The sequence below is a fragment of the Leisingera sp. M527 genome, from assembly GCF_025141525.1.
GTDB lineage: Bacteria > Pseudomonadota > Alphaproteobacteria > Rhodobacterales > Rhodobacteraceae > Leisingera.
This window is the reverse complement of the sequence record NZ_CP081039.1, coordinates 73969-99775: the sequence shown is the minus strand read 5'-3', so window position 1 is coordinate 99775 and position 25807 is coordinate 73969. Positions and strand designations below refer to the sequence as shown.

23 protein-coding genes are annotated in these 25807 nt (G+C 61.5%); 17 read left to right on the top strand and 6 right to left on the bottom strand.

Annotated elements, in window-relative coordinates:
- Positions 1 to 251 precede the first annotated feature (251 nt).
- The 7 genes from K3555_RS22140 to K3555_RS22110 all read left to right on the top strand — a co-directional run bounded on the left by K3555_RS22140 (position 252) and on the right by K3555_RS22110 (position 7935).
- Positions 252 to 2609 carry a methyl-accepting chemotaxis protein gene (locus tag K3555_RS22140; RefSeq protein ID WP_260008747.1) on the top strand — a complete coding sequence of 786 codons (2358 nt, stop codon included), beginning with the start codon at positions 252 to 254 and terminating at the stop codon, positions 2607 to 2609.
- A gap of 165 nt (positions 2610 to 2774) precedes the next feature.
- Entirely contained in the window at positions 2775 to 3719 is a 945-nt protein-coding gene (locus K3555_RS22135) for a CheB methylesterase domain-containing protein (RefSeq protein WP_259992941.1), read from the top strand.
- 26 nt (positions 3720 to 3745) lie between these two features.
- Positions 3746 to 4309: a chemotaxis protein CheD gene (locus tag K3555_RS22130; protein WP_027260142.1), complete on the top strand. Its 564-nt coding sequence runs from the start codon at positions 3746 to 3748 to the stop codon at positions 4307 to 4309.
- Positions 4310 to 4458: 149 nt separating this feature from the next.
- Entirely contained in the window at positions 4459 to 5196 is a 738-nt protein-coding gene (gene modA, locus K3555_RS22125; RefSeq protein WP_260008745.1) for a molybdate ABC transporter substrate-binding protein, read from the top strand.
- A gap of 44 nt (positions 5197 to 5240) precedes the next feature.
- Positions 5241 to 5897 (top strand): molybdate ABC transporter permease subunit, encoded by a 657-nt coding sequence (modB, locus tag K3555_RS22120; RefSeq protein WP_260008856.1) that lies wholly within the window; start codon positions 5241 to 5243, stop codon positions 5895 to 5897.
- Entirely contained in the window at positions 5897 to 6982 is a 1086-nt protein-coding gene (gene modC / locus K3555_RS22115) for a molybdenum ABC transporter ATP-binding protein (protein ID WP_260008743.1), read from the top strand. The genes modB and modC overlap by 1 nt, the downstream gene beginning before the upstream one ends.
- A 122-nt stretch (positions 6983 to 7104) precedes the next feature.
- Entirely contained in the window at positions 7105 to 7935 is an 831-nt protein-coding gene (locus K3555_RS22110; RefSeq protein WP_260008741.1) for a bifunctional allantoicase/(S)-ureidoglycine aminohydrolase, read from the top strand.
- A gap of 52 nt (positions 7936 to 7987) precedes the next feature.
- Here the strand turns inward: K3555_RS22110 and bhcR are convergent, their stop codons facing one another.
- Positions 7988 to 8821, bottom strand: coding sequence for an HTH-type transcriptional regulator BhcR (gene bhcR / locus K3555_RS22105; RefSeq protein WP_260008739.1), 834 nt, complete (start codon positions 8819 to 8821; stop codon positions 7988 to 7990).
- Positions 8822 to 9019: 198 nt separating this feature from the next.
- Between bhcR and bhcA the strand changes: the two genes are divergently transcribed.
- The 5 genes from bhcA (at position 9020) to K3555_RS22080 (ending at position 14007) form a co-directional block, all read left to right on the top strand.
- Positions 9020 to 10210, top strand: a complete 1191-nt coding sequence (bhcA, locus tag K3555_RS22100; RefSeq protein ID WP_260008737.1) for an L-aspartate--glyoxylate aminotransferase BhcA — start codon at positions 9020 to 9022, stop codon at positions 10208 to 10210.
- Entirely contained in the window at positions 10210 to 11178 is a 969-nt protein-coding gene (bhcB, locus tag K3555_RS22095; protein WP_260008735.1) for a beta-hydroxyaspartate dehydratase BhcB, read from the top strand. Before bhcA ends, bhcB begins: the two co-directional genes overlap by 1 nt.
- A gap of 17 nt (positions 11179 to 11195) precedes the next feature.
- Positions 11196 to 12359, top strand: a complete 1164-nt coding sequence (gene bhcC, locus K3555_RS22090) for a 3-hydroxy-D-aspartate aldolase BhcC (RefSeq protein WP_260008733.1) — start codon at positions 11196 to 11198, stop codon at positions 12357 to 12359.
- A gap of 73 nt (positions 12360 to 12432) precedes the next feature.
- Positions 12433 to 13398 (top strand): iminosuccinate reductase BhcD, encoded by a 966-nt coding sequence (gene bhcD / locus K3555_RS22085; protein WP_260008731.1) that lies wholly within the window; start codon positions 12433 to 12435, stop codon positions 13396 to 13398.
- Positions 13399 to 13494: 96 nt separating this feature from the next.
- Positions 13495 to 14007, top strand: a complete 513-nt coding sequence (locus tag K3555_RS22080; RefSeq protein WP_260008729.1) for an AmiS/UreI family transporter — start codon at positions 13495 to 13497, stop codon at positions 14005 to 14007.
- A 61-nt stretch (positions 14008 to 14068) separates the two neighbouring features.
- Here the strand turns inward: K3555_RS22080 and K3555_RS22075 are convergent, their stop codons facing one another.
- From K3555_RS22075 to puuE, 3 genes are all read right to left on the bottom strand, one after another.
- On the bottom strand, positions 14069 to 15505 hold the full coding sequence (locus tag K3555_RS22075; protein ID WP_260008727.1) for a uracil-xanthine permease family protein: 1437 nt from the start codon (positions 15503 to 15505) through the stop codon (positions 14069 to 14071).
- Positions 15506 to 15573: 68 nt separating this feature from the next.
- On the bottom strand, positions 15574 to 16065 hold the full coding sequence (locus K3555_RS22070; RefSeq protein ID WP_260008726.1) for an ureidoglycolate lyase: 492 nt from the start codon (positions 16063 to 16065) through the stop codon (positions 15574 to 15576).
- Positions 16062 to 17477, bottom strand: a complete 1416-nt coding sequence (puuE, locus tag K3555_RS22065; RefSeq protein ID WP_260008724.1) for an allantoinase PuuE — start codon at positions 17475 to 17477, stop codon at positions 16062 to 16064. Before puuE ends, K3555_RS22070 begins: the two co-directional genes overlap by 4 nt.
- Positions 17478 to 17626: 149 nt before the next feature.
- On the opposite strand from puuE, the gene uraH reads away from it, so the two are divergent.
- Entirely contained in the window at positions 17627 to 17983 is a 357-nt protein-coding gene (uraH, locus tag K3555_RS22060; RefSeq protein ID WP_260008723.1) for a hydroxyisourate hydrolase, read from the top strand.
- A gap of 79 nt (positions 17984 to 18062) precedes the next feature.
- Here the strand turns inward: uraH and K3555_RS22055 are convergent, their stop codons facing one another.
- On the bottom strand, positions 18063 to 18971 hold the full coding sequence (locus K3555_RS22055; RefSeq protein WP_260008721.1) for a LysR family transcriptional regulator: 909 nt from the start codon (positions 18969 to 18971) through the stop codon (positions 18063 to 18065).
- A gap of 104 nt (positions 18972 to 19075) precedes the next feature.
- On the opposite strand from K3555_RS22055, the gene K3555_RS22050 reads away from it, so the two are divergent.
- Positions 19076 to 20335: a urate hydroxylase PuuD gene (locus K3555_RS22050; protein ID WP_260008720.1), complete on the top strand. Its 1260-nt coding sequence runs from the start codon at positions 19076 to 19078 to the stop codon at positions 20333 to 20335.
- 289 nt (positions 20336 to 20624) lie between these two features.
- Positions 20625 to 20828, top strand: a complete 204-nt coding sequence (locus K3555_RS22045; protein WP_260008718.1) for a hypothetical protein — start codon at positions 20625 to 20627, stop codon at positions 20826 to 20828.
- A 59-nt stretch (positions 20829 to 20887) separates the two neighbouring features.
- Here the strand turns inward: K3555_RS22045 and K3555_RS22040 are convergent, their stop codons facing one another.
- Positions 20888 to 21805, bottom strand: coding sequence for a LysR family transcriptional regulator (locus K3555_RS22040; protein WP_260008717.1), 918 nt, complete (start codon positions 21803 to 21805; stop codon positions 20888 to 20890).
- Positions 21806 to 22011: 206 nt separating this feature from the next.
- Between K3555_RS22040 and xdhA the strand changes: the two genes are divergently transcribed.
- Positions 22012 to 23475, top strand: a complete 1464-nt coding sequence (gene xdhA, locus K3555_RS22035; protein ID WP_260008716.1) for a xanthine dehydrogenase small subunit — start codon at positions 22012 to 22014, stop codon at positions 23473 to 23475.
- An 11-nt stretch (positions 23476 to 23486) separates the two neighbouring features.
- A complete protein-coding gene (gene xdhB, locus K3555_RS22030; protein ID WP_260008849.1) occupies positions 23487 to 25805 on the top strand; it encodes a xanthine dehydrogenase molybdopterin binding subunit in 2319 nt (772 codons plus the stop codon).
- Positions 25806 to 25807: the final 2 nt, after the last annotated feature.

The following is a 25807-nucleotide window of genomic DNA, read 5'->3' as shown; positions in this document are numbered from 1 at the left end:
TTGTGCTGCCACGCGTTGAGAATCACCTGCCGGCTGCAGCCGGGGAGCAGCGCAATCCAAGTGCAGCCTGTGCGTGTATCTTTACCCGGCCTTTACGGAATGACGCTTTTGCGCTGCAGAAATCAGCATCTTTTTGCTTTGCCACAGGAAGGATCTGCCCCTCCGTAAGCCGCAAATTAATATATGCGGCGCATCCTGAGAAACATCATCTTTTGCGGGAGCCTAGACCGCAATGCTCTTAGGAGGACGGAATGAAAGCGCTAAAATCGCTCAAACTGGCACATAAATTGCCGCTGTTTATTGTTGGGTTCGGTGTGCTCGTGACGGCGATTCTCGTCACGATCAGCACGATCAGTTTCCAAAACAGTGCGGAGAAGAACGCCGAAGACCAGTTCCGCTCCATGGTGGCGGACCGGAAGTATTCGGTACAGACACTGCTGGATGGAATCCATGCGGATGTGCAGACCCTGGCCGCCGTGCCGTCGACTGCAACCGCGATCGAATGGCTGACGATGACTTGGAACGATCTGGACGGAAATCCGGGACAGATCCTGCGTCAGGCCTACATTGACGACAACCCGAATCCGCTTGGTCAGAAACATCTGCTGGCGCGTGCAAAAGGTGACTCACCTTATCACATGCATCACGAAAGCTTTCATCCGGCGTATAAGACTTTGATCGAAAGCAAGGGTTACTATGATGCCTTTCTGATCAATCTGGCCGGGGACATCGTTTATTCGGTGTTCAAGGAAAGTGATTTCGGAACCAACATGATGACCGGCCCGTACAAAGACTCAGGCCTGGCAAAAGTGTACAGCTCTGCCCTGGAAGGCAGCCGCGGCGAAGTGTTCTTTGCCGATTTGGAACCCTATGCGCCTTCTGCCGGCGCAGCCGCGGCCTTTGCTGCGGCGCCAGTTGTAAACGACGCCAATCTGACGGTCGGCGTGCTTGCAGTTCAGATTCCGGTGAATCTGCTGGGGGCCATTGTCAACAATGAGCAAGGCTTGGGGCAGACCACACAGATCTACCTGGCAGGCTCTGACATGAAAGCGCGGACCAGATCACGGTTTGACGGCGGTTTCGAAGTGCTTTCTCAATTGCCTTCGACCGAGCAGGTGACAACAGCCTTTGATGGTGAAGCCCATGTGCAGAAAGACGTTCCGGGTCTGAACGGACATCCGGTACTCGCCTATTCCGAGCCGCTGCCGCTGGAATTCGCAAACTGGGCCATCATTGCCGAACAGGACTGGGCCGAATTGATGGCTCCGGCGGTCAAGAAACGCAACATGCTGCTTCTTGCGTCAGTGATCTGTGCGGCTGGCATGTCCTTCTTCGGCTGGCTGTTCGCCCGCTCCATCACCCGGCCGATCGACCGGATCTGCAACAATATGGAAGCCGTGTCGTCCGGTAATCTCGACACCGATATCGAAGCCGCAAACCGCAGCGATGAAATCGGCAAGATCGGCAAAACCCTTGTCTCAATGCAGGACGACCTGAAACTGGCCCGTGCCGCGGAAGAGGAACGCGCAGAAATGCAGCGGCAGCAGCAAGATGTTGTCGAAAGCCTGAGCGCCGGGCTGATGCAATTGGCCGAAGGCGATTTTTCCCAGCCGATCAAGAACGCGTTTCCGCAGGAGTATGAACAGCTGAGGGAGAACTACAACAGCACTGTCAGCAACCTCAGCTCTACCGTCCGGCAGGTGATTGAAGCCTCGGGAAGCATCCGTAATGGCGCCGCTGAGATCAGCCAGGCGTCGGACGACCTGTCGCACCGCACCGAAAGCCAGGCGGCTACGCTGGAAGAGACAGCTGCGGCGCTGGATGAGCTGACTGCGTCGGTGAAATCCGCCGCCGAAGGCGCCCGCAGCGTTGAAAGCACCATGGCCGAGGCCCGGACCGAAGCTGAGAACAACCGGGAAGTTGTGCAAAGCGCCGTATCCGCAATGACCGAGATCGAGCAGTCCTCGAACCACATCTCGCAAATCATCTCGGTGATTGACGACATCGCCTTCCAAACCAATCTGCTGGCGCTGAACGCCGGCGTTGAGGCGGCGCGGGCGGGCGAGGCAGGCAAGGGCTTTGCCGTGGTCGCCAGCGAGGTGCGGGCGCTGGCGCAGCGGTCCTCGGATGCAGCGATGGAGATCAAGACGCTGATCGGCGACAGTTCCAAACAGGTGGATCGCGGCGTTGAATTGGTCGGCAAGGCCGGCGAGGCGCTCCAAAGCATCGTCGAGCAGGTCACCCATATCTCGCAGCTGGTCTCCGGCATTGCCGAAGGCGCGGCCGAACAGTCAACCGGCTTGCACGAGATTAACACCGGCGTCACCCAGCTGGATCAGGTGACACAGCAGAATGCGGCGATGGTGGAAGAAGCCACAGCGGCCGGGCACATGCTGAACACGGATGCCGGTAAGCTGTCCGAACTGGTCGCCCATTTCCGTGTGGCCGGCGGCAGCGCAGCACCCGCTCCGGCCCGTGCCGCCGCTCCGGCGGCCAAACCTGCGCCCTCGGCACATGGCGAGGCCGATTGGGAGATTGAAGCCAGCCCGGTGCCAGCCGCCGCGGCCGCAAGCGGCAACGCCGCGCGCGATCTATGGCAAGACTTTTAAACACACACCGAAGGCGCCGCGGCTTTGGTTGCGGCGCCTTCACACATGTCAACCTGTGCCTGCAATTCTGAGGGCATTGCAAATTGACTGGGGATCCCATTGTCTTCGCGAAACTTATTGATCATTACCACTGACCGCAGCTTTGCCCGGAATTTGCAAAGCTACATGGAATCTGCCTATCCCGGCATGAAGGTTCTCTTGGCCAACAATCTGATGATGGCCTACAATCAAGCAGAGGCCGCACAACCGGTTTTTGCTTTTGTGGAAGACGGTTTTTCCAAACTGCCTGAATTCGAAATGATGATGGCGCTGTTTTCCGCCATGGATACCCGATGGGTGGCCGTCATGGACACTCAAGGCGCGACGCCGGCCAGAAAATCCTCGCCGCTGCTGGATGTCGGGGCGGGCATCTTCGAACTGACAAAAGCGGATCATCCCAGCCAGTTTGCCCAGTATTTCGACATGATGATCAATGCGCCGCGGCGCAGCGCCCGTGCGGCCCCGGGTGCATCCGCTGCCCGGCCCTCTGCCGCAGCAGCTGCCAGCAAGAAGCTGATCCTGATCGGGTCTTCTACCGGCGGTGTCGAAGCTTTGCGCAGCATTCTGGTCGGCTTCCCCTTTGACTGCCCGCCGACGCTGATTGTGCAGCATACCGGCAAGAATTTCGGATCCGGCCTGGTGTCGCTTCTTGACCGGCTGTGCCCGGCGCGGGTGCGTGCTGCCGAAGACGGAACAACGCTGGAACCGGGCTATGTCTATATTGCTGCAGGCCAGCGCCGCCACATGGGGCTGAGCAGCCGCAAACCACTGCGCCTGCGGATGAAGGAAGGGCCTGATATTTCCGGACATACTCCGTCTGTTGACGCTCTGTTCACCTCTGCCGTGCCATATGGGAGGGAGGTCGTGGCCACCATCCTGACCGGCATGGGCCAGGATGGCGCCAGGGGGCTATTGGAATTGCGCAAGGCCGGCGCGAAAACATTTGCCCAGGACGAAAAGTCTTCGGTTGTCTACGGGATGCCCAGGGTCGCCTGGGATATCGGCGCCGCACAGAAGCAGGTGCCGCTGCCGCAGATGGCCAGCACACTGCTACAGGCGAGCAAAGCCTGAACGCACCACAGGAAGGAACCAAAACATTGACCACTGTTTTCGCCAACTCAAAGTCTGTAACGGTTCTGCAGGGGGAATACCGGGTTGCCACAGATCCGAAGATCGTGTTTTCAACGGTGCTCGGCTCATGTATCGCGGCCTGCATTTACGATCCGGAAAACGGAGTGGGCGGAATGAATCATTTTCTGCTCGCCAACGCCCGTCAGGGCGGCGCAGCCAATGCCCGTTACGGCATCCATGCGATGGAACTTCTGATCAACGGCGTTCTGAAGAAGGGGGCAATCCGTTCCAATCTGAAGGTCAAAGTGTTCGGCGGCGCCAAGATGTCCGCAAATCTGTCGGATATCGGCGCGGCCAATGCCGATTTTGTGCAGCGGTTCCTGCGGGATGAAGGCATCCCTTGCATCTCATCCAGTGTTGGCGGCACCTCGGCACGCCGGGTGCGGTTCCATGCGTGCTCTGGCGCAGCCCAGCAGACCCATGTGAAGGACGACCGCAAGCTCGGCGAATTGGAGCAGCGCGCCGCCGCACGGCCGGTTCCGGCCCCGGCTCCGGCAGGCGGAAGTGCAGGTGCGGTCGACCTTTTCTGACTTAGACCGCCGGCAAGGAACAGCTTGGGCATCCGAAATTTTCGTTTGCCCGTGCCTGCCTGCAGAGGTAGGTCCTAAGAGTGATGACGACAATCCAGGCTGCAGTTTTGGCATTCCTGGTTCCGCCTGGAGCCTGGCGGGGCCTTTTGATGCCTGTCGCCTTGCTTTTGGGCTTGGCATCCATGGGGCAGGCACAGATCACGGTCTTCGCCGCAGCCAGCACCAAAACAGCGCTGGATGAGGCCGCAGCAGCCTACATGGCTGAAACCGGCCGGTCCGCCGCTTTGTCTTACGCAGGCTCCCCGGCTTTGGCACGGCAGATCCAGCTTGGCGCCCCGGCGGATGTCTACATCTCAGCCAATCCCGGATGGATGGACGTGTTGCAGCAAGACGGGCTGATTGTTCCTGCCTCACGGTTGGATCTGCTGACAAACCGGCTGGTTCTGATCGCTCATGGAGCAGATGCCGCGCCGATGGACCTGGAAACCGCCGACCTCGGTGCGCTGCTGGGGGAAAACCGGCTTGCCATGGCGCTGGTCGATGCGGTGCCGGCCGGGATCTACGGCAAAGCCGCGCTGACCACATTGGGGCAATGGCCCTCTGTTGTGTCCAAAGCCGCCCAGGCCGCCAATGTGCGCGCCGCGCTGGCGCTGGTCGCATCGGGCGAAGCGCCAATGGGCGTGGTTTATGCCTCGGACGCTGCTGCAGGCAGCAATGTCACAGTGGTTGCGGTGTTTCCCGAGGACAGCCATCCCCCGGTCATCTACCCCGCCGCGGCAATCTCAAGCGGCAATGCGGCTGAGGCCCAGGCGTTCTTAAACTATTTGCGCAGCCCGGCGGCCCGCGGCATCTTTCTGCGCCACGGGTTCGGAGTGCCTGATCCGTGAACGCTGAGGCCGCATGGCTGGGTCCCGAGGAGTGGCAGGCAGTGATGCTGTCACTGCGCGTCTCGCTGTGGGCAACACTGGCCGCGCTGCCGCTGGCGGTGTTTGTGGCCTATGCGCTGGCACGCTGGCAGTTTCCCGGCAAGCAGCTCGTGAACAGCCTGGTGCATCTGCCGCTGATCCTGCCGCCGGTGGTGACCGGCTATCTGCTTTTGATGGTGTTCGGCACCAAGGGACCAATCGGCGGCGCGTTACAGCAGATTGGTATCGTCTTTGCTTTCCGCTGGACTGGCGCTGCGCTGGCGGCGGGTATTATGGCCTTTCCTCTGATGGTCCGGGCGATCCGCCTGTCGATTGAGGCGGTGGACCCTAAGCTGGAACAGGCTGCCGCGACGCTGGGTGCCTCGCGGGCGCTGTGCTTTGCCACTGTCACCCTGCCGATGATCCTGCCGGGGCTGATTGCCGGCACCGTGCTGGGGTTTGCCAAGGCAATGGGGGAATTCGGGGCCACAATCACCTTTGTTTCAAGCATTCCGGGACAGACGCAGACCCTGCCGTCGGCGATTTACACTTTCCTGCAGGTGCCAGGCGGTGAGACCGCAGCATTGCGGCTGACGCTGGTGTCGATTGCTATCGCATTGACTGCGCTGCTGCTGTCAGAACTGCTGGCGCGCAGGGTTGCTGACCGGGCAGGGGGACGCTGATGCTGACTGTCTCGCTACGGCATGCGCTGCCGGGGTTCGGGCTGGATGTGCAATTCGAGGCGCCACCAGGTGTCACCGTGCTGTTCGGCCGCTCCGGAACCGGAAAGACAACCGTGATACAGGCGGTGGCCGGCCTGTTGCGTCCGGATCAGGGGCGGGTGGCTCTGGACAGGGAGGTGCTGTTTGATACCACACAGCGGCACTGGCTGCCGCCGCACAAGCGCCGCATGGGCTATGTGTTTCAGGAGGGCCGGCTGTTCCCGCATCTGACGGTGCGGCAGAACCTGGCGTTCGGGCAATGGTTTGCGCCGCGGGGTGCCAAGCGGGAGAGCCTGGACCGGGTTGTGGAGATGCTGGGCATTGGCCCTCTGCTGCAGCGCCGTCCCGGGCTGCTGTCAGGCGGCGAGAAGCAGCGGGTTGCAATTGGCCGGGCGTTGCTGGCGGCGCCGCGGATGATCCTGGCGGATGAGCCGCTGTCAGCTTTGGATGAGGCGCGCAAGGCGGAAATCCTGCCCTATTTTGAGCGGTTGCGCGACGAGATCGGCATTCCGATGCTTTATGTCAGCCACTCTGCAGCGGAAGTGGCACGGCTGGCCACCACGGTTGTGGTGCTGCAGGACGGCAAGGTGCAGCGGCAAGGAACCGCGGCGCAGGTGCTGGGAGACTCTGCCGTCATGCCCGCAGGGGTTCGGGCCGCCGGGGCGCTGCTGGAGGCATGTGTTGCCAGTCACCACAACGACGGGCTGACAGAACTCGACGCGGGCGGTGTCCCGCTGTTCCTGCCGCAGATCGCAAAAGCTGTGGGCAGTGTGGTACGGGTCAGGATCTCGGCGCATGAGGTGATCCTGTCACGTCAGCGCCCCGAAGGTCTCTCGGCGCTTAACATTCTGCCCGGCACGATTGAGCATGTCCGCACTGGCGGCGGTCCGGGGGCCATGGTCTCGCTGCAAACGCCCGCCGGGCGGGTGCTGGCCCGGGTCACCCGGCGTTCCGCCCAGGCCTTGGGGCTGGAGGCGGGAGTGGAGTGCTTTGCTGTGGTCAAGACCGTCTCCATCGCGCCGGAGGATATCGGCGGGGGCGGATAGGGCAGCCTGCGTCTTCAAAAATACCAAAACAATCCTTCAAGCATTCTTGATACGGAATTAAGTTCGGTTGCGTGGCGCAGGCCGCTATCAATGTGGCAGCAGTTCAGCAGGAAAGGCAGCCCATGACCAAACGATCCTATTACGCACCGGAGGGCGGGCTGCCGCCACAGACCCAGCTGCTGACCGACCGCGCGATGTTCACCGAGGCCTATGCGGTGATCCCCAAAGGCACGATGAGCGACATCGTGACCAGTTTTCTGCCGTTCTGGGACAAGGCCCGGTTCTGGGTCTTGTCACGGCCATTGTCCGGATTTGCCGAAACATTTTCGCAGTATATCGCTGAGGTTCAGCCAGGCGGCGGCAGTGATCGTCCCGAAACCGAAGCGGGCACTGAGGCGGTGCTGTTTGTGGTGCAAGGTGCGATGACCCTGACCATTGACGGCACTGCGCATGAAATGGAGGAGGGCGGCTATGCCTTCCTGCCGCCGCATGCCAATTGGAGCTTGCGCAACAATGGCGATGCGCCGGTCCGGTTCCACTGGATCCGCAAGGCGTATCAGCCGGTTGCGGGACTCGACGCGCCGGAAGCATTTATCACCAGCGACAAGCACGTCGATCCGACCCCGATGCCAGGGACCGAAGGCAAATGGGCAACAACGCGGTTTGTCGATCCGAACGATCTGCGCCACGACATGCATGTAACGATCGTGACTTTCGAGCCCGGTGCGGTGATCCCGTTTGCCGAGACCCATGTGATGGAACACGGGCTTTATGTGCTGGAGGGCAAGGCGGTGTACCGGCTGAACCAGGATTGGGTCGAGGTTGAGGCCGGCGATTACATGTGGCTGCGTGCCTTCTGCCCGCAGGCCTGTTATGCGGGCGGCCCGGGCAAATTCCGCTATCTGCTGTATAAGGATGTGAACCGGCACATGCCGCTGGCGCCGCTGCGCTGAGCGGCGGCGGGAGCGCCCGGCCCTGATATATGCCCGGGCGCTGCCCGGCTGTTCAGCCGGGCGGGGTTTCCGCAGTTGCAGGCGCGCCCAATCCATATGACAGTTTTTCAGCGGCGTCCTTTACCAGGGCGCCGATGCCGTTGATGCCGCCGTCCGGCATCCGCGCGGTTGGGCCGGAAATGGAAATCCCCGCCAGCACTTCACCCTGCATGCCAAAAACCGGCGCCGCAACGCAGCGCATTCCCGGCGCCTTTTCCTCATCATCAAAAGACCAGCCGCGGGTGCGGATCTGCGTGAGGTCAGCACGCAGGGCATCCGCTGAGGTGAGCGTTTTCGCCGTGAACCTCTCCAGCGTCCGGCCGCGCAGAAAGCGGACCAGACGGTCCTCTCCGAAACAGCTGAGCAGCGCCTTGCCGATGCCGGAGGCGTGCATTGGGGAGGTCGTTCCCGGGGGGAAGAAAGCACGGATCGATTCATGCGTTTCCACCTGGCTCACAAACATCACATCGCCATTGCGTTCGATCCCGAGGTTAGAGGTCTCGCCAGTGGCCTCCATCAGCTCCCGCATCACCGGCCGTGCCCGTTCGATCACACTGGAGCGGCGCAGGAAGGCGGAGCCGAGCCGGAACGCCATCGCCCCGATGTGCCAGGTCTGCGACTGCGGCTCCATTTCGACAATCTGGCGCGCCTCCAGGGTTGCCAGTACCCGGTACATGGTGGCCGCCGACTGATCCAGCGCGGAAGAGAGTTCTGTCAGTGTCATGCCGTTGGCGCCGGCCAACGCGTCCAACACATCCAGCGCCCGGTCCAGCGACTGGATCGTGGCTGGCTGGCTGGCGGAATCAAAGCTTTTCGGGCGGCCTTTGCGGCGTGGCGGTTGAGGCATTTTCAGGTCTTCTTGGGCAATTCAAATAGCAGCTTATGGATAAAACTGAAAATCAGTTCTGTACAGTGAAAAAATGCAATGATTTGTTTTTTAATGGATAAATCGCTGCGAACAATCTTTTGAAATCGTTTTTCAAAAAAGTATCTCCACGCACGGCTCTCTCTTACAGTGAAGGAAATCGCCACAGGAGGGCACAAAATGAGCTTTCAAAATCCGGTTTTCATCCCCGGTCCGACCAATATGCCCGAAGTGCTGCGCAAAGCAGTGGACATGCCGACGCTGGACCACCGCTCGCCGCTGTTCGGTCAGATTCTTCATCCGGCACTGGCCGGCGTGAAGAAGGTTCTGAAAAGCGAGACCGCCGAAATCTTCGTCTTTCCGTCGACCGGCACCGGCGGCTGGGAAACCGCGATCACCAACACGCTGAACCCAGGTGACAAGATTTTGGCGGCCCGCAACGGCATGTTCAGCCACCGCTGGATCGACATGTGCCAGCGTCACGGGCTGAATGTTCAGGTTGTTGAGACCCCTTGGGGCGAGGGCATTCCAGCCGGCCGCTACGAGGAAATCCTGACCGCCGACAAGGGCCACGAAATCAAGGTGGTTCTGGCCACCCATAACGAGACCGCAACCGGCGTTAAATCCGACATCGCCGCCGTCCGCCGGGCACTGGATGCCGCTGGCCACCCGGCGCTGCTGTTTGTGGATGGCGTGTCCTCAATCGCTTCGATGGACTTCCGGATGGACGAATGGGGCGTCGATATTGCCGTCACCGGCTCGCAAAAGGGCTTCATGCTGCCGCCTGGCCTGGCCATTGTCGGCTTCTCCCCCAAGGCTATGAAGGCTGCCGAGACCGCAACTTTGCCGCGCACCTTCTTTGATATCAAGGATATGGCCGCCGGTTATGCCAACAGCGCCTATCCCTACACGCCCTCTGTCGGCCTGCTGAACGGTCTGAACATGGCCTGTGGTATGCTGCTGGACGAAGGGCTGGAGAATGTCTTTGCCCGGCACCACCGAATTGCCGAAGGCGTTCGCGCTGCGGTCAGCGCCTGGGGGCTGGAACTGTGCGCCGTGTCGCCGGATGTCTGCTCTGACAGCGTCAGCGCCATCCGCACGCCGGAGGGCTTTGATGCCAACAAGTTTGTGAGCCTGGCAGCCGAGAAATACGGCGTCGCCTTTGGCACCGGCCTGGGCGAGGTCGCGGGCAAGGTGTTCCGCATCGGCCATCTGGGCAGCCTGACCGATGTGATGGCGCTGTCGGGCATTGCCACCGCCGAGATGGTCATGGCCGACCTGGGCCTGAATATCCAGCTGGGTTCCGGCGTGGCGGCGGCGCAGGACTATTACCGCGGCAACACCGGCGCCAGCGCCAAGGCCGCCGCGTAATGAAGGATACCGCTATGTATATCCCCACTTACGAGGACATGCTGGCTGCGCATGAGCGTATCCAGCCGCATATCCGGCGCACGCCGGTGCGCACTTCGGCCTATTTGAATGAGCTGACCGGCGCTGATCTGTTCTTTAAATGCGAGAACTTTCAGGAGCCGGGAGCCTTCAAGGTGCGCGGCGCCAGCAACGCGGTGTTCGGGCTGGATGAGGCGCAGGCCGCAAAAGGCGTGGCGACGCATTCCTCGGGCAACCATGCCTCCTGCCTGTCTTATGCCGCAATGCGGCGCGGCATCCCGTGCAACGTGGTGATGCCGCGCACCGCGCCGCAGGCCAAAAAGGACACCGTGCGCCGCTATGGCGGCAAGATCACCGAATGCGAGCCCTCGACCAGCTCGCGCGAGGAGACCTTTGCCAAGGTGCAAGCGGAGACCGGCGGCGATTTCGTGCATCCCTACAATGACCACCGCGTCATTGCGGGGCAGGGCACCTGCGCCAAGGAGTTTGTGGAGCAGACCGACGGTGTGGACATGGTTGTGGCCCCCATCGGCGGCGGCGGCATGATCTCGGGCACCTGCCTGACACTGTCGACGTTGGCGCCGGAAACCCAGGTGATCGCAGCGGAACCGGAACAGGCGGACGACGCCTACCGCAGCTTCAAGGCGGGCTACATCATCGCCGATGATGCGCCCAAGACCATTGCCGACGGGCTGCTGGTGCCGCTGAAAGACCTGACCTGGCACTTCGTCAGCAACCACGTCAGCGAGATCTACACCGCGTCGGACGCGGAGATCATCGATGCGATGAAGCTGATCTGGAAGCACCTGCGGATCGTGATGGAGCCGTCCTCAGCGGTGCCGCTCGCTACCATTCTGAAAAACAAGGATGCCTTCGCGGGCAAACGCGTGGGCCTGATTGTCACCGGCGGCAATGTCGATCTCGACAAGCTGCCCTGGATGAACAGCTGATTTTGGGAGTTACCACAATGAACGCACAGACCAAATTTGACGACCTCGAAGTCGGCTATGATGTCCCGGCGATCCCGGGCATGGATGAGGCTGACATCCAGACCCCGGCGCTGGTGCTGGACCTGGACGCGCTGGAGCGCAACATCAAGAAGATGGGCGACTATGCCAAGGCGCATGGGATGCGTCACCGGGTGCACGGCAAGATGCATAAATCGGTGGATGTGGCCAAACTGCAGGAATCTCTGGGCGGCGCGGTTGGCGTCTGCTGCCAGAAGGTCTCTGAGGCGGAGGTTTTTGCCCGCGGCGGCATCAAGGACGTTCTGGTGTCGAACCAAGTGCGCGACCCGCAGAAAATCGACCGCCTGGCGCGTCTGCCCAATCTGGGTGCCCGCACCATTGTCTGCGTTGATGACATCGACAATGTGGCCGACCTGTCGGCAGCAGCGCAGAAGCATTGCATCCAGTTGGAAGTCCTGATTGAGATCGACTGCGGCGCGGGGCGCTGCGGCGTGACCACCACCGAGGCTGTTGTGAACATCGCCAAAGCTGTGAACGCGGCCGAGAACCTCAAGTTCACAGGCATTCAGGCCTATCAGGGTGCGATGCAGCACATGGACAGCTACGCAGACCGCAAGGCCAAGCTGGACATCGCCATCGCCCAGGTTGCCGATGCGGTTGAGGGCCTGAAGGGTGAAGGCATCGACTGCGAGCTGGTGTCCGGCGGCGGCACAGGCTCCTACTATTTCGAGTCGAACTCGGGTGTGTATAACGAGCTGCAGTGCGGTTCTTACGCCTTCATGGACGCCGATTACGGCCGCATCCTGGACAAGGACGGCAACCGGATCGACCAAGGTGAGTGGGAAAACGCCTTCTTCCTGCTGACCCAGGTGATGAGCCACGCCAAATCCGACAAGGCCATTGTTGACGCCGGTCTCAAGGCGCAATCCGTGGACAGCGGGCTGCCCTTCATCTTTGGCCGCGACGACGTGGAATACATCAAATGCTCGGACGAGCACGGCGTGGTTTCCGACCCGAACGGCGCGCTGAAGGTGGGCGACAAGCTGCGCCTGGTGCCGGGCCACTGCGACCCCACCGCCAACGTGCATGACTGGTACGTCGGTGTCAGAGACGGCAAGGTTGAAACCGTCTGGCCGGTCTCGGCCCGTGGCAAAGCCTACTAATCAAATGATCCCCGAACTGGCGGAGGTGCGCAGGCCGCCCTCCGCCGGCTTTTTTTGTTGAGGAGAAACAGACATGTATATCGTTCCGGAAAAGGCGATTGCGGATCTTGTGACCCGCGAAGCCTCGTTCGATGCGGTCGAGAAGGTCTTTGCCGCCATGGCTTCGGGAGATGCCTACAACTTCCCCGTCGTGCGCGAGGCAATCGGCCACGAGGACGCTCTTTACGGCTTCAAGGGCGGCTTTGACCGCGCAGGCCTCACCCTGGGCCTCAAGGCCGGGGGCTATTGGCCGAACAACCTGGAAAAGCGCGGGCTGATCAACCACCAGTCCACCGTTTTCCTGTTCGATCCCGACACTGGCAAGGTGAAGGCGATGGTGGGCGGCAACCTCCTGACCGCGCTGCGCACCGCAGCGGCATCCTCAGTGTCGATCAAGCATCTGGCCCGCCAGGACGCCAAGGTGATCGGCATGATCGGCGCCGGCCACCAGGCCACCTTCCAACTGCGCGCCGCCCTGGAGCAGCGCCAGTTCGAGAAGGTCATCGGCTGGAACTACCACCCGGAAATGCTGCCCAACATCGAGAAAGTCGCGGCTGAGGCCGGTGTGCCGTTTGAAGCGGTCGAGCTGGAAGGAATGCGGGAAGCGGATGTGATCATCTCCATCACCTCGGCCTTCGCGCCTTCGCTGATGGCAGATCACGTCAGCCCTGGTACCCACATCGCCTGCATGGGCACTGATACCAAGGGCAAGCAGGAGGTCGAAGCCGAACTGCTGGTCAAGTCATCTGTGTTCACCGACGAGGTGGCGCAATCCATCTCCATCGGCGAGGCGCAGCACGCCGTGGCGCAGGGCCTGATCCAGGAGTCTGATGTTGCCCAGATCGGCGCGGTGATCAACGGCACCAACCCGGGGCGCACCTCGAGCGATCAGGTCACCCTGTTCGACGGCACCGGCGTCGGCCTGCAGGATCTGGCCGTTGCGGCCTCTGTTGTGGACGTGGCAGTTGAAAAGGGCATCGCCATTGAGGTCGATTTCTAAGCCCCAGCCAGAAACACATTCTGAAAATATCCGCATAGCGGAGCAACAGGAGAGAGGTGTACTTCTCTCCTGTTTTTTCTTTGAGGGACTGAAAACATGTTTCTGGGATTGAGCCTGCTGGTGGTCGGTGTAGTGCTGTGCCTGAACGGCCTTTGGCTGATGGGCCGGATACAGAACCGCGAGATCATCCTGATCAACGTGGTTGCGGCGCTGGTGTTCTTTGCCCTCGTCCTGCTGATCGCGTTGGCGGCGCAACAGCCGGCGGACCTGCTGGATGCCGGCATGACGCTTTTGTTCGGCACCACATATCTGTGGGTTGCCTACAACCGCGCCTTTGCCTCCAGCGGCGAAGGCCTGGGCTGGTTCAGCGGCATTGTGGCGCTGACCGCAGTACCCATGGTGCTGCGGGTGCTGGTGCAGGCGGACGGGCTGTTCGACGTCTGGCTGGCGGGTTGCTGGGCCGCCTGGTCCGGGCTGTGGTTTGTGTATTTCCTGAACCTCGCCCTCAAACGCGGCAGTCCCCGGCTGACCGCCGCCGCAACGCTCCTGTGCGGGATTTTCACCGGCTGGCTGCCGGGGCTGGCAGTGCTGCACGGGCTGGCAGGCTGAAACGAAAAGAACCGGCCATTGCGGGCCGGTTCCAATTGTCATTTCACTGCATCTGCCTGCTTCAGGCGTGATCCTCATGCGGCAGCGAACCTTTGCCATGGCCGCTCATCCCGCCGGAGACTTCCTCGGTGGCCTCCCCAGACAGCTCCTGCGGCAGCACCAGGTTCAGCACGATGGCAATCAGCGCGGCTGGCAGCAGGCCGCTGGTCAGCAGGATCCGCGCGGTATCGGGCATATGCTGCAGCGCGCCGGGTTCCAGCTGCAGACCCAGGCCGATGGACAAGGAGATCGCAAAGATCACCATGTTGCGGCGGTTCCAGTCCACATCCGACAGCATCGATACGCCGGCCGCAACCACCATACCGAACATCACAATCACACCGCCGCCCAGCACCTCGATCGGCACCGTGCGGATCACCGCGCCCACCTTGGGGATCAGCCCGCAGATGATCAGGAAGATGGCGCCGCAGGTCACCACATGGCGGCTCATCACCCCGGTCATTGCAATCAGGCCGACGTTCTGGCTGAATGATGTATTGGGGAAGGCGCCAAAGAAGCCCGCAACCGCGGTGCCCACACCATCGGCATAAGTGGCGCCTTCGATTTCCTGCTCGGTGGCCTCGCGGCCTGCGCCGCCTTTGGTCACGCCGGACACATCGCCCACGGTTTCAACCGCCGAGACAAAGCTCATCAGGCAAAAGCCGATGATGGCGGCGGCAGAGAATTCCACCCCGTATTTGAATGGCTGCGGCAGGGCAAACACCGCCGCACGCTCCCAGGAGCCGGAGACCACCTCAAACGTCAGCATTCCGGTCATCAGCGCATAGACATAGCCCACGATTAGCCCCAGCAGCACGGCAGAGACCGACAGCATGCCCTTGGTAAAGAATTTCAGGCCGAGGGTGACAATAATCACCACCAGCGCTGCGGACCAGTTCAACAGCGAGCCGTATTCCGGAGTGCCAATGGCGGGAACGCCGCCCGCCGCGTATTGGATGCCGACCTTGACCAGCGCCAGCCCGATCATGGTGACCACCAATCCGGTGACCAGAGGTGGCAGGGCAAAGCGGATCTTGCCGATCACTGTGCCGAGCAGGCCATGGAAGATACCGCCGACAATGACGCCGGTGAACAGGGCAGCCAGCCCGTCCACGCCCTTGCCCGCGACCAGCGGGATCATGATCGGCAGGAACGCAAATGAGGTGCCCTGCACAATCGGCAGCGCCGAACCGACCGGACCAAGGGTGATTGTCTGCAGCAGCGTGGCAATGCCGGCAAACAGCATCGACATCTGGATCAGGTACAGCAGCTCCGGGAAATCCGGCGAGTTCGATCCGAACCCGAAACCGGCGGCGCCGGCCACGATGATCGCAGGTGTCACGTTTGAAACAAACATCGCCAGCACATGCTGGATGCCCAGCGGGACCGCCTTGTGCAAAGGCGGGGTGTAATTCGGGTCGCGCAGCTGTGCCGGCGTCCCGATGGAAGTATCAGCCATGTCTTCTCCTGTTGGTCATGGGGATCTTGCCGCTTCTTTTTTGTTGTTGGCGGCTTCGAGTTGTGCGGTCAGTCTGCGACCACAGTGAAAGGCTCCTTGAACCAGTGTTCTTCAAGATTTGGCGTGGTGCCGATGCGGTCGACCACGATGTACTGGCCAGGTGCGCCCAGCGGGGCCAGCACCCCGTGCCAGGTGTTCCGGTACAGGTTGATGGACTGACCTGGCTGGCTGATGAAGGCCTGCAGATTGGCCGGGGTGCCATCTTTATCATCCGCCACCACAACCAGCATCGGCACGCCGTTGACGGGCACAAAGGCCTGGCTGCCCTCCGGGTGGCGTTCCAGCATGTCCACTTTGTGCGGCAGGTGGCGGGCCTTGGCGTCAAACAGGCTGATGCCGGCCCGTCCGTCCTCGCCGAAGTTCAGGGCCGCGAGGTCGTGGTGACGACCGCACATGCCCTGATTGATCATCTTGTCCGGCGCGCCTGCAACCTCGATCACATCGCCATAGGGTGCAAAAGCCGCCGCTGTCAGCGGCTTCGCTGTCAGCCGCCCGCTCACGGCAGCATGTCCTGCAGGCGGAACTGGGCAATGCGCTCGACCTGGCGGCAGGCCTCATCGAACTCGGTCGCCCGGTCATTGTGGATACGGCGGTGGAACGCCTCCATGATTGACGTCTTGTTGTGGTCGCGCACCGCAATGATGAAGGGGAAGCCATGCTTCTCCACATACTCAGTATTGAGTTTGGTAAAGGCCTCCCGCTCTTCATCGGTCAGCATATCCAGGCCGGCACTGGATTGTTCCGAAGTGCTCTCGGCGGTCAGACGCCCGGCAGCGGCCAGTTTGCCCGCCAGATCCGGGTGGGCGGTCAGCACGCCCAGGCGCTCTTCCTCAGACGCGGTGCGGAATTTGCGGCACAGCGCGTTGTGAACGCCAGCGGCGCAGTCATGCGCAGGGCCAAGCTCCAGATCATGGGCGCGGTCGGCGATCCAAGGCGAATGCTCGAAGATCGAACCGAACTTGGCGACAAAATCCGCGCGGTCCATTTGGCTGGGGCGCTCGCGCTTCACTGGTGGGTGGGTTTCGGCCCAATGCTCGGCAATGTCGATCCGGCGCGGACACCAGACACCATCAAAGCCCTGAATATACTCAATGAAACGTTTGAGGCCCGCAATCTTGCCCGGACGTCCGATCAAGCGGCAATGCAGGCCGATGGTCATCATCTTCGGCGCACCGGCCTCGCCCTCGGCATAGATCACGTCAAAGGCATCCTTCAGATACTGGTAGAACTGCTCCCCTGTGGTGTACCCCGGCGCAGTGGCAAACCGCATGTCGTTGGCTTCAAGCGTATAGGGGATGATCAGCTGAACGCGCCCGCCGGTCTCCAGCCAATAGGGCAGATCGTCGTCATAAGTGTCTGAAATATAATCAAACCCGCCTTCCTCCGCCGCAAGCCGCACGGTGTTGGCGCTGCAACGTCCGGTGTACCAGCCGCGCGGACGGTCGCCGGTGACCTCAGTATGAAGGCGCACCGCCTCGGCAATCGCGGCGCGTTCTTCGTCCTCGGGCATGTCTTTATGCTCGACCCATTTCAACCCGTGGCTGGCAATCTCCCAGTTCGCGTCTTTCATCGCCTGCACCTGTTCGGGTGAGCGGGCCAGCGCGGTGGCGACGCCATAGATGGTCAGCGGAATACCGGCGCCGGTGAACAGCCGGTGCAACCGCCAAAAGCCGGCGCGGCTGCCGTATTCATAGACCGACTCCATGTTCCAATGGCGCTGGCCGTGCCATTGCGCAGCGCCGGGTATGTCAGACAAAAAGGCCTCGGACGCCGCATCCCCGTGCAGGATGCAGTTTTCACCGCCTTCTTCATAGTTCAGAACAAATTGCACGGCGGTTTTGGCCCCATTGGGCCACTGCGGGTCAGGTGCGGCAGCACCGTATCCGCGCAAGTCACGAGGATAGCGCGTCACGTCAGGTCTCCTGTCTTTTTAGTATGTATAGAACAGATAATCCCGCTCCGCTTTCAGTATATTTTTGAAAGAACATTTTGACTCTTCCTTCTGTATGCACTGGGCTGAACAGCGCATACCTAAGTCAACAGAATTGAATGGAGACTGGCATGACCGGATTTCTGACCACCCATGTGCTGGACACCGCCCGCGGCTGCCCGGCGGAAGGGCTGAAGATCGACCTTTACCGGATCGACGGCAGCGAGCGCATCCATCTGCGCAGTCTGACCACCAATGACGATGGCCGCACGGATGAACAGATCCTGCCGGCAGGTGAATTCGTAACCGGCACTTATGAGCTGGTGTTCCATGCCGGCGGCTATCTGCGCGCTACCGGCCAGGCCGGCGCGGACCCGCTGTTTCTGGACGAGGTGCCGCTGCGTTTCGGGATGAGCGAGGCAGACAGCCACTATCACGTGCCGCTGCTCTTGTCGCCCTACGGCTATTCCACCTACCGCGGCAGCTGAGCCGCACACCCCAAGATACCTCTCCTCCCGCTTGGCATCTGCCGGCGGTTCCCGTCCCAGGCAACTGGGGCGGGCTTTTTCATTCCGAGGGCAGGGACGCCTGGATGTGATCCACCATGAAGTCCATGAACAGCCGCACCTTGGGGTCCTGGTGGCGGCGGTGAACATAGAGGCAGGCCATCTGGATCGGGACCGGCGGCTCCTCCGCCAGCACCGGCACCAGCCGGCCTGAGGCAAGGTATTCAGAAATCTCGAACACCGGCTTCAGGATGATCCCATGCCCGTCCAACGCCCAACTGGTCAGCACATCACCGTGATCCGATTCAAACGGTCCGGTGACGGTTACCCGCTTGACCCCGTCCTGGCTGCGCAACGGCCATTGGAACTCCGGTGCGCCAGGATAGCGCAGGTTCAGGCAGTCGTGCGCCTCGGTCTTCAGCTCGTCGCTGCTGGCAGGCTGGCCGCGCTGCCTGATGTAATCCGGTGAGGCACACAATACCCGCGCACAATCGGCAATCTTGCGGATCCGCAGGTTGGAATCCTCAGGCACGCCGAGAAAGAACGCCGCATCCAGACCTTCGGCGGCCAGGTCCAGCTTGCGGTCCGACAGCCGCAGCCGGATTGAGATCAGCGGATAGGCCTCATTGAATTTCGGCACCGCCGGCGCAATCAGGTGCTGCCCCAACCCCAGGGGTGCGGCCACATAGAGCGTGCCGCGCGGGGTTTGCGTCACGTTGCTGATATCGGCCTCGGCCTCGTCCACCGCTTCCAGGATCTTGACCGCGCCGTGATAAAACAAGTTGCCCTGTTCGGTCGGGTTGAGCAGCCGCGTGGTGCGCTGGAACAGCCGCACATTCAGGTGGTCCTCCAGCTGCGAAATCCGCGACGACGCCACCGCCGCCGAAATCCGCATGTCGCGCGCCGCGGCAGACATATTGCCAAGTTCATAGACACGGACGAAGGTGCGGATATTGTCGAGATAGGCCATTCAAGTATTCTTTGTGTTATTTTGAAACAGCTTGGGTTTTTTACCTAATACATGAAAATAGCGGCATGCTCTAGTCTCGGGTCAAAGCTTATGAGGAGAGAACAATGGAAGAGCTTGTGATCATGTGGGACTGGCTGGGCTTTGCGGTCCGCTGGCTTCACGTCATCACCGCCATTGCCTGGATCGGATCGTCCTTTTACTTCGTCGCGCTGGACCTCGGCTTGCGGAAGGTTCCGCATCTGCCGGTTGGCGCGCATGGCGAGGAGTGGCAGGTTCACGGCGGCGGTTTCTATCACATCCAGAAATATCTGGTGGCGCCGGAAAACATGCCGGAGCATCTGATCTGGTTCAAATGGGAAAGCTACGCCACCTGGCTATCGGGTGCCGGCCTGTTGATGATCGTCTACTGGGCGGGCGGGGAGCTGTATCTGATCGACGCTTCCAAGGCCGATCTGGCCCTGTGGCAGGGCATCCTGATTTCCGGCGCTTCGCTGACCATCGGCTGGATCATCTATGACTTCCTGTGCAAATCGCCGCTGGGGGAGAAGCCAACCTTCCTGATGGTGCTGCTGTTTGTGCTGCTGGTCGCCATGGGCTGGGGCTACAACCAGATCTTCACCGGCCGCGCGGTAATGCTGCATCTGGGCGCCTTTACGGCTACCATCATGACGGCAAACGTCTTTTTCATCATCATGCCGAACCAGCGCATCGTGGTGAAAGACCTGCAGGAAGGCCGCACGCCGGATGCCAAATACGGCAAAATCGCCAAGCTGCGTTCGACCCACAACAACTATCTGACGCTGCCGGTTGTGTTCCTGATGCTGTCGAACCACTACCCGCTGGCCTTTGCCACCGAGTACAACTGGCTGATCGCGGCGCTGGTGTTCCTGATGGGCGTGACCATCCGTCACTACTTCAACAGCAACCACGCAGGCACCAGCAACCCGACCTGGACCTGGCCGGTGACCGCCATCCTGTTCATCGGCATCATGATCCTGAGCCAGGCGCCGCTGCAGCAGGACACCTACGAAGAGTCCGAGGCGCGGGAGTTGACCAAGGGTGAACAGGTCTTTGCCAGCAACCAGCATTTCGAGGATGTGATGAATGTGGTGCCGGGCCGCTGTGCCATGTGCCATTCGCGCGAGCCCTATTATGACGGCATCCGCCGCGCACCCAAGAACGTGCTGCTTGAGACCCCGGCCGATGTGGCGAAATACGCCAAGGACATCTATCTTCAGGCCGGCGCAACCCATGCGATGCCGCCCGCCAATGTGACCTACATGGGGGACGAGGAGCGCGCCCTCATCCGCCGCTGGTACGGCAGCGCCGCCAAAGATCTGCCGTTTTCACTGGCCGCAAACTGACGCAAAACCGTCTGACATGCCCAATGGCTCCGCCCCCGTGGCGGGGCCTTTTTCGTTCGCCACCACGCCTGTGCCCCCACCGCAGCAAGACCATGGAACCAAACAGCCCCGCCGTGTGTTATACTGATACAGGGTTTGCCCAACTGCGCCGGATACCCGGGGTCTTCCGGCCTGTTCAGCCACAGCGCCAATCCCTTTCGGGCACCCTTTCCCGGCGGCAATCGCCGGGAACCGGCCGTTTGGGACCGCGGCAAAACTGCGGGGTTTGGACGTTGAAGGAGGAAACACGATGCTAAGGAAAACGATTGCCATCGGATTTGCACTTTGCACCACTCTGGCCGCCTGCGGCGACACCACAGGTGAGCGGCTGGTCTACGGCGCGGGCGCCGGTGCTGCCGGTGCTGCTGTGCTGGACGCGAATCTGGTAACCGGTGCCGCTGTCGGTGCCGCGGCAAACCTGGTCTACTGCGAGGAAAATCCGCACCGCTGCTAAGGCGAGAACCCTCGTTTTTTTTTGAGGCGGGCCAGCGGTGCCCGCCTTTACTTTTGCCCTTAACTGCCAGTCTCGATCCGCCGGAAGGCTGCCAGCCCGTGTTTCACAGCGTAATCCACGAACAGGCGGATCTTGGGATCCTGCAGTTTCCTGTGCGGGTAAAGGCAGCCGAAGATCGTCGGCTCTGGCGGTGTGTCCGGCAACACTTCCACCAGCGCGCCGTTGCGCAGATGCGCGGCTACATCAAACCGCGGCTTGTTGACGATACCCCGCCCGTCCAGCGCCCAGCCAGTCAGCACATCACTGTCATCAGCGTCGTATTTGCCCGACACCTCCAGCTTGCGGGCACCATCGGGCGTTTCCAGTGTCCAGTAATACTCGGGTGAGCGCGGGTAGCGCAGCAGCAGGCAATTGTGGCCGCTCAGCAGATCTTCCGGCAGCTGCGGCGTGCCGTGACGCTCCAGATATGCCGGCGCGGCACACAGCACACGGGCGCAATCGGTGATCTTGCGCATCTTCAGGGTCGAGTCATGCGGAGTGCCGATGAAGAACGCCACATCCAGCCCGTCCGCCAGAATGTCGACCTTGCGATCCGACATGCGCATGCGGATTTCGGTGGCCGGGTAATCCTCGACAAAACCTGGTACCAGCGGTGCGATGATGCGGCGGCCAACACCCAGCGGCGCGGTCACCCGGATTACCCCGCGCGGTGCAGCGGAGAATTGCGAGACCACCGCCTCGGCATCCTCAATCGATTCGAGAACCTTCTTGGCTTCGGTGTAAAACAGCTGCCCGGCCTCGGTCGGGGTCAGCGACCTCGTGGTACGGTTGAACAGCCGCACGCCAAGGTGCTTTTCCAGCTCCTTAATCCGTTTGCTGGCCACGGCGGGAGTCAGCCGCAGATCACGCCCGCCCGAGGTGATGCTGCCCAGTTCGACGACTCGGGTAAAGACCCGCAGAGATTCCAGATAAGACATGTTCTACAGACCCTTACTGGGCGCATTTGCCGCTTGCCGTTTCACAGCAGCAGGCGGCGGACACGCCGGTTCCGGCACCTATAGCCTAACCATTTTCAACAAGGTGTTGAAAGCCTTTCGCAATTGCACCCGTTAACCGGGGCAGTCAGACAGGGTAAAACAAACCTAAGCGGGCCATGACGGCCCAACAACACTCCGGAGGCCAGATGACACATCAAACCGACATCCGCTTTCTGCTGAACGGCCAGAACATCGCACTTCAGGACGTGAAGGCAACCACCACCCTGTTGGATTTCCTGCGCCTGGAACAGCGCCTGACCGGCACCAAGGAGGGCTGCGCCGAGGGCGACTGCGGCGCCTGCACCGTGCTGGTGGGGCGGCTGCAGAATGGCGCCCTGCGCTATGAGGCGATCAACGCCTGCATCCGTTTCCTGGCCTCGCTGAACGGTTGCCATGTGGTAACGGTGGATCATCTGGCCCGCCCCAATGGCCGTCTGCATCCGGTGCAGCAGGCTATGGTCGAATACCACGGCAGCCAATGCGGCTTTTGCACCCCCGGCTTTGTGATGTCGCTTTATGCGCTCTGGATGGAAAACCCGCAGCCGAATGAGGCGCAGGTGGAAACCGCCGTGCAGGGCAACCTTTGCCGCTGCACCGGCTATGAGCCGATTGTCCGCGCCGCCCTGGCGGTGAACCAATACGGCACCCCGGCCAACGACTATCTGACCACCGAGCGTGACAGCCTGACCGCCAAGCTGAAGGCAATCCAGCAGCAGGCCCGCGTCGTGACCGGCCCCGAAGACGACCGCGCCATCCTGCCGCTGGACGCAAGCGACCTTGCACAGGTGCTGGCCGAGAACCCCAAGGCAACCATCGTGGCCGGTTCCACTGATGTGGGCCTGTGGGTCACCAAATTCATGAAGCCGATTTCCCCGGTGGTGTTTGTGTCCCACCTGGAGGAGTTGAAGGCAGTTGAGCTGACCGACGAGGCGCTGACCATCGGCGCAGGCGTCACCTATACCGAAAGCGAAGCGGCAATCCGCGATGCCTTCCCGCACCTTAGCGCGTATTGGGACCGCATTGCCGGCTGGCAGGTGCGCAACATGGGCACCATCGGCGGCAATATCGCCAACGGCTCACCCATCGGGGACACCCCACCGGTGCTGATCTCGTTGGGCGCCGAGGTGACACTGCAGAAACAAGGCGGCAGCCGCACCCTGCCGCTGGAGGAATTCTTTATCGACTACGGCAAGCAGGACCGCCAGCCGGGCGATTTCGTTGCCTCGATCCGTATTCCACGCCCGGCGGCAGGGCAGATTGACGCCGCCTACAAAATTTCCAAGCGCCGGGACGAGGATATATCCTCGGTTGCTGCTGGTGTCAGCGTGGAGGTGGCAGATGGTGTGATCACAGCGGCCCGCATCGCCTTTGGCGGCATGGCGGCAACGCCGAAACGCGCTGCAGGCGCCGAGGCCGCACTGGTGGGCCAGCCCTGGAGCGAGGCGGCGTTTGACGCGGCGGCGGAGGCGGTGAAGCAGGATTTCACTCCGCTCAGTGACTGGCGTGCCTCCGCGGACTACCGGATGCTGTCGGCCAGCAACCTGCTGCGCCGCTTCTATCTGGAGAATGACACCGCCACTGATCAGCCGGTCCGGCTGGCCATCGCATAAGGGGAAAGCAGATGAAAGACCATCAAACCATCAGCGGCGGCGTGCATCAGGACCGCCAGCATGACAGCGCCATCAAACATGTGACCGGGCGCGCCGAATATTGCGATGACATCGCCGAACCGCAGGGCACGCTGCACGCTTACTTAGGTGTCTCCACCGTGGCCCATGCCAATATCAAGGGCATCGATCTGACTGCAGTCCGCAACGCCCCCGGTGTGGTAGATGTGCTGACCGCCGATGACATTCCCGGCGTCAACGACATCAGCCCCACCGGCAAGCATGACGAGCCGGTGTTCCCAACCGGGAAGGTCGAGTTCCACGGCCAGCCGATGTTTGCGGTGATCGCCGAAACCCGCGATGCCGCCCGCCGTGCTGCCGAACTGGCACAGGTAGACTACGAGGTGCTGCCGCACGCGCTGGACCCGGTTCAGGCGCAGGAAGCCGGCTATCCGATGATCACCGACCCGCTGAAGCTGGAGCGCGGCGATGTGGAAGCGGGCCGCAAAAGCGCCCCGCACCGCATCCAGGCGCAGATGACCGTTGGCGGCCAGGACCACATGTATCTGGAGGGCCACATCGCCTTTGCCATCCCCGGCGAAGATGAAGATGTGACCGTGCATTGCTCCACCCAGCACCCAAGCGAGGCGCAGCATATGGTGGCGCATGTTCTGGGCGTGGCAAACAACGCGGTCACCGTCAACGTGCGCCGGATGGGCGGCGGCTTTGGCGGCAAGGAAAGCCAGATGAACCTGTTCTGCGCGGTGGCTGCGATTGCCGCAAAGAAACACAACCGCGCCGTCAAGATCCGCCCGGACCGCGATCAGGACATGACCGCCACCGGCAAGCGCCATGACTTTGTGATCGACTATGACGTGGCCTTTGACGACGCGGGCCGCATCCAGGCGGTCGAGGGCGGCTTTGCCGCGCGCTGCGGCTATTCATCTGACCTCTCCGGCCCGGTCACCGACCGGGCGCTGTTCCATGCGGATAACGCTTACTTCTACCCGAATGTGCTGCTGAAAAGCCGCCCGATGAAGACCAACACCGTCTCCAACACCGCCTTCCGCGGCTTTGGCGGCCCGCAGGGTGTGATCGCTGCCGAACGGATGATCGAAGAAATCGCCTATGCCCTCGGCAAAGACCCGCTGGATGTGCGCAAGGCCAACTTTTATGGCGAGGAAGGCCGCGACCTGACACCCTACCATCAGAAGGTGGAGGACAATATCCTCGACCGGCTGATCACAGAGCTGGAGGAAAACGCCGAGTACCGCAAGCGCCGGGAAGAGATCATCGCTTTCAACAAGGACTCGAAGATCATCAAGAAGGGCATTGCCCTGACCCCGGTGAAATTCGGCATCTCCTTCACCGCGACCTGGTACAACCAGGCGGGCTCGCTGATCCATGTTTACAATGACGGCTCGATCCACCTGAACCACGGCGGCACAGAGATGGGGCAGGGCCTCAACACCAAGGTGGCGCAGGTTGTGGCCGATGCCTTCCAGGTGGATTTCGAGCGCATCAAGATCACCAAGACCACCACCGAGAAGGTGCCGAACACCTCGGCCACCGCGGCCTCAAGCGGCTCGGACCTCAATGGCATGGCGGCGCTGGATGCGGCGGAGCAGATCATTGCCCGGCTGACCAAATTCGCGGCCGAGAAGCACGGCGTCTCTGAGGCAGAGGTCGAATTCCTGCCCAATCGCGTGCGTGTCGACAGCGAGGAGATCCCCTTCGACAAGCTGGTGAAGGAGGCCTATATGGCCCGCGTCCAGCTGTCGGCGGCGGGGTTCTACAAGACGCCGGAAATTCACTGGGACCGCGCGGCAGGTAAGGGCCAGCCGTTCTTCTACTACGCCTATGGCGCGTCCTGCTCGGAAGTCTCGGTCGATACGCTGACCGGTGAATACCGGGTCGAGCGCACCGACATCCTGCATGACGTGGGCCGCTCGCTGAACCCGGTCCTCGACAAGGGCCAGGTGGAGGGCGCCTTTATCCAAGGTATGGGCTGGCTCACCACCGAGGAACTGTGGTGGGACGGCGAGGGCCGACTGCGCACCCATGCGCCCTCGACCTACAAGATCCCGCTGGCGTCTGACCGGCCGCGCATCTTCAACACCCAGCTGGCCCAATGGTCAGTAAACAAGAAGCGCACCATCAAGCGGTCCAAGGCCGTAGGCGAGCCGCCGTTCATGCTGGGCATTTCGGTGTTCGAGGCGCTGTCGATGGCTGTCGCCAGCACGGCGGATTACAAGGTCTGCCCGCGTCTGGACGCGCCGGCCACGCCGGAGCGCGTTCTGATGGCCATCGAAACCCTCAAAGGGCAGGGCTGAGC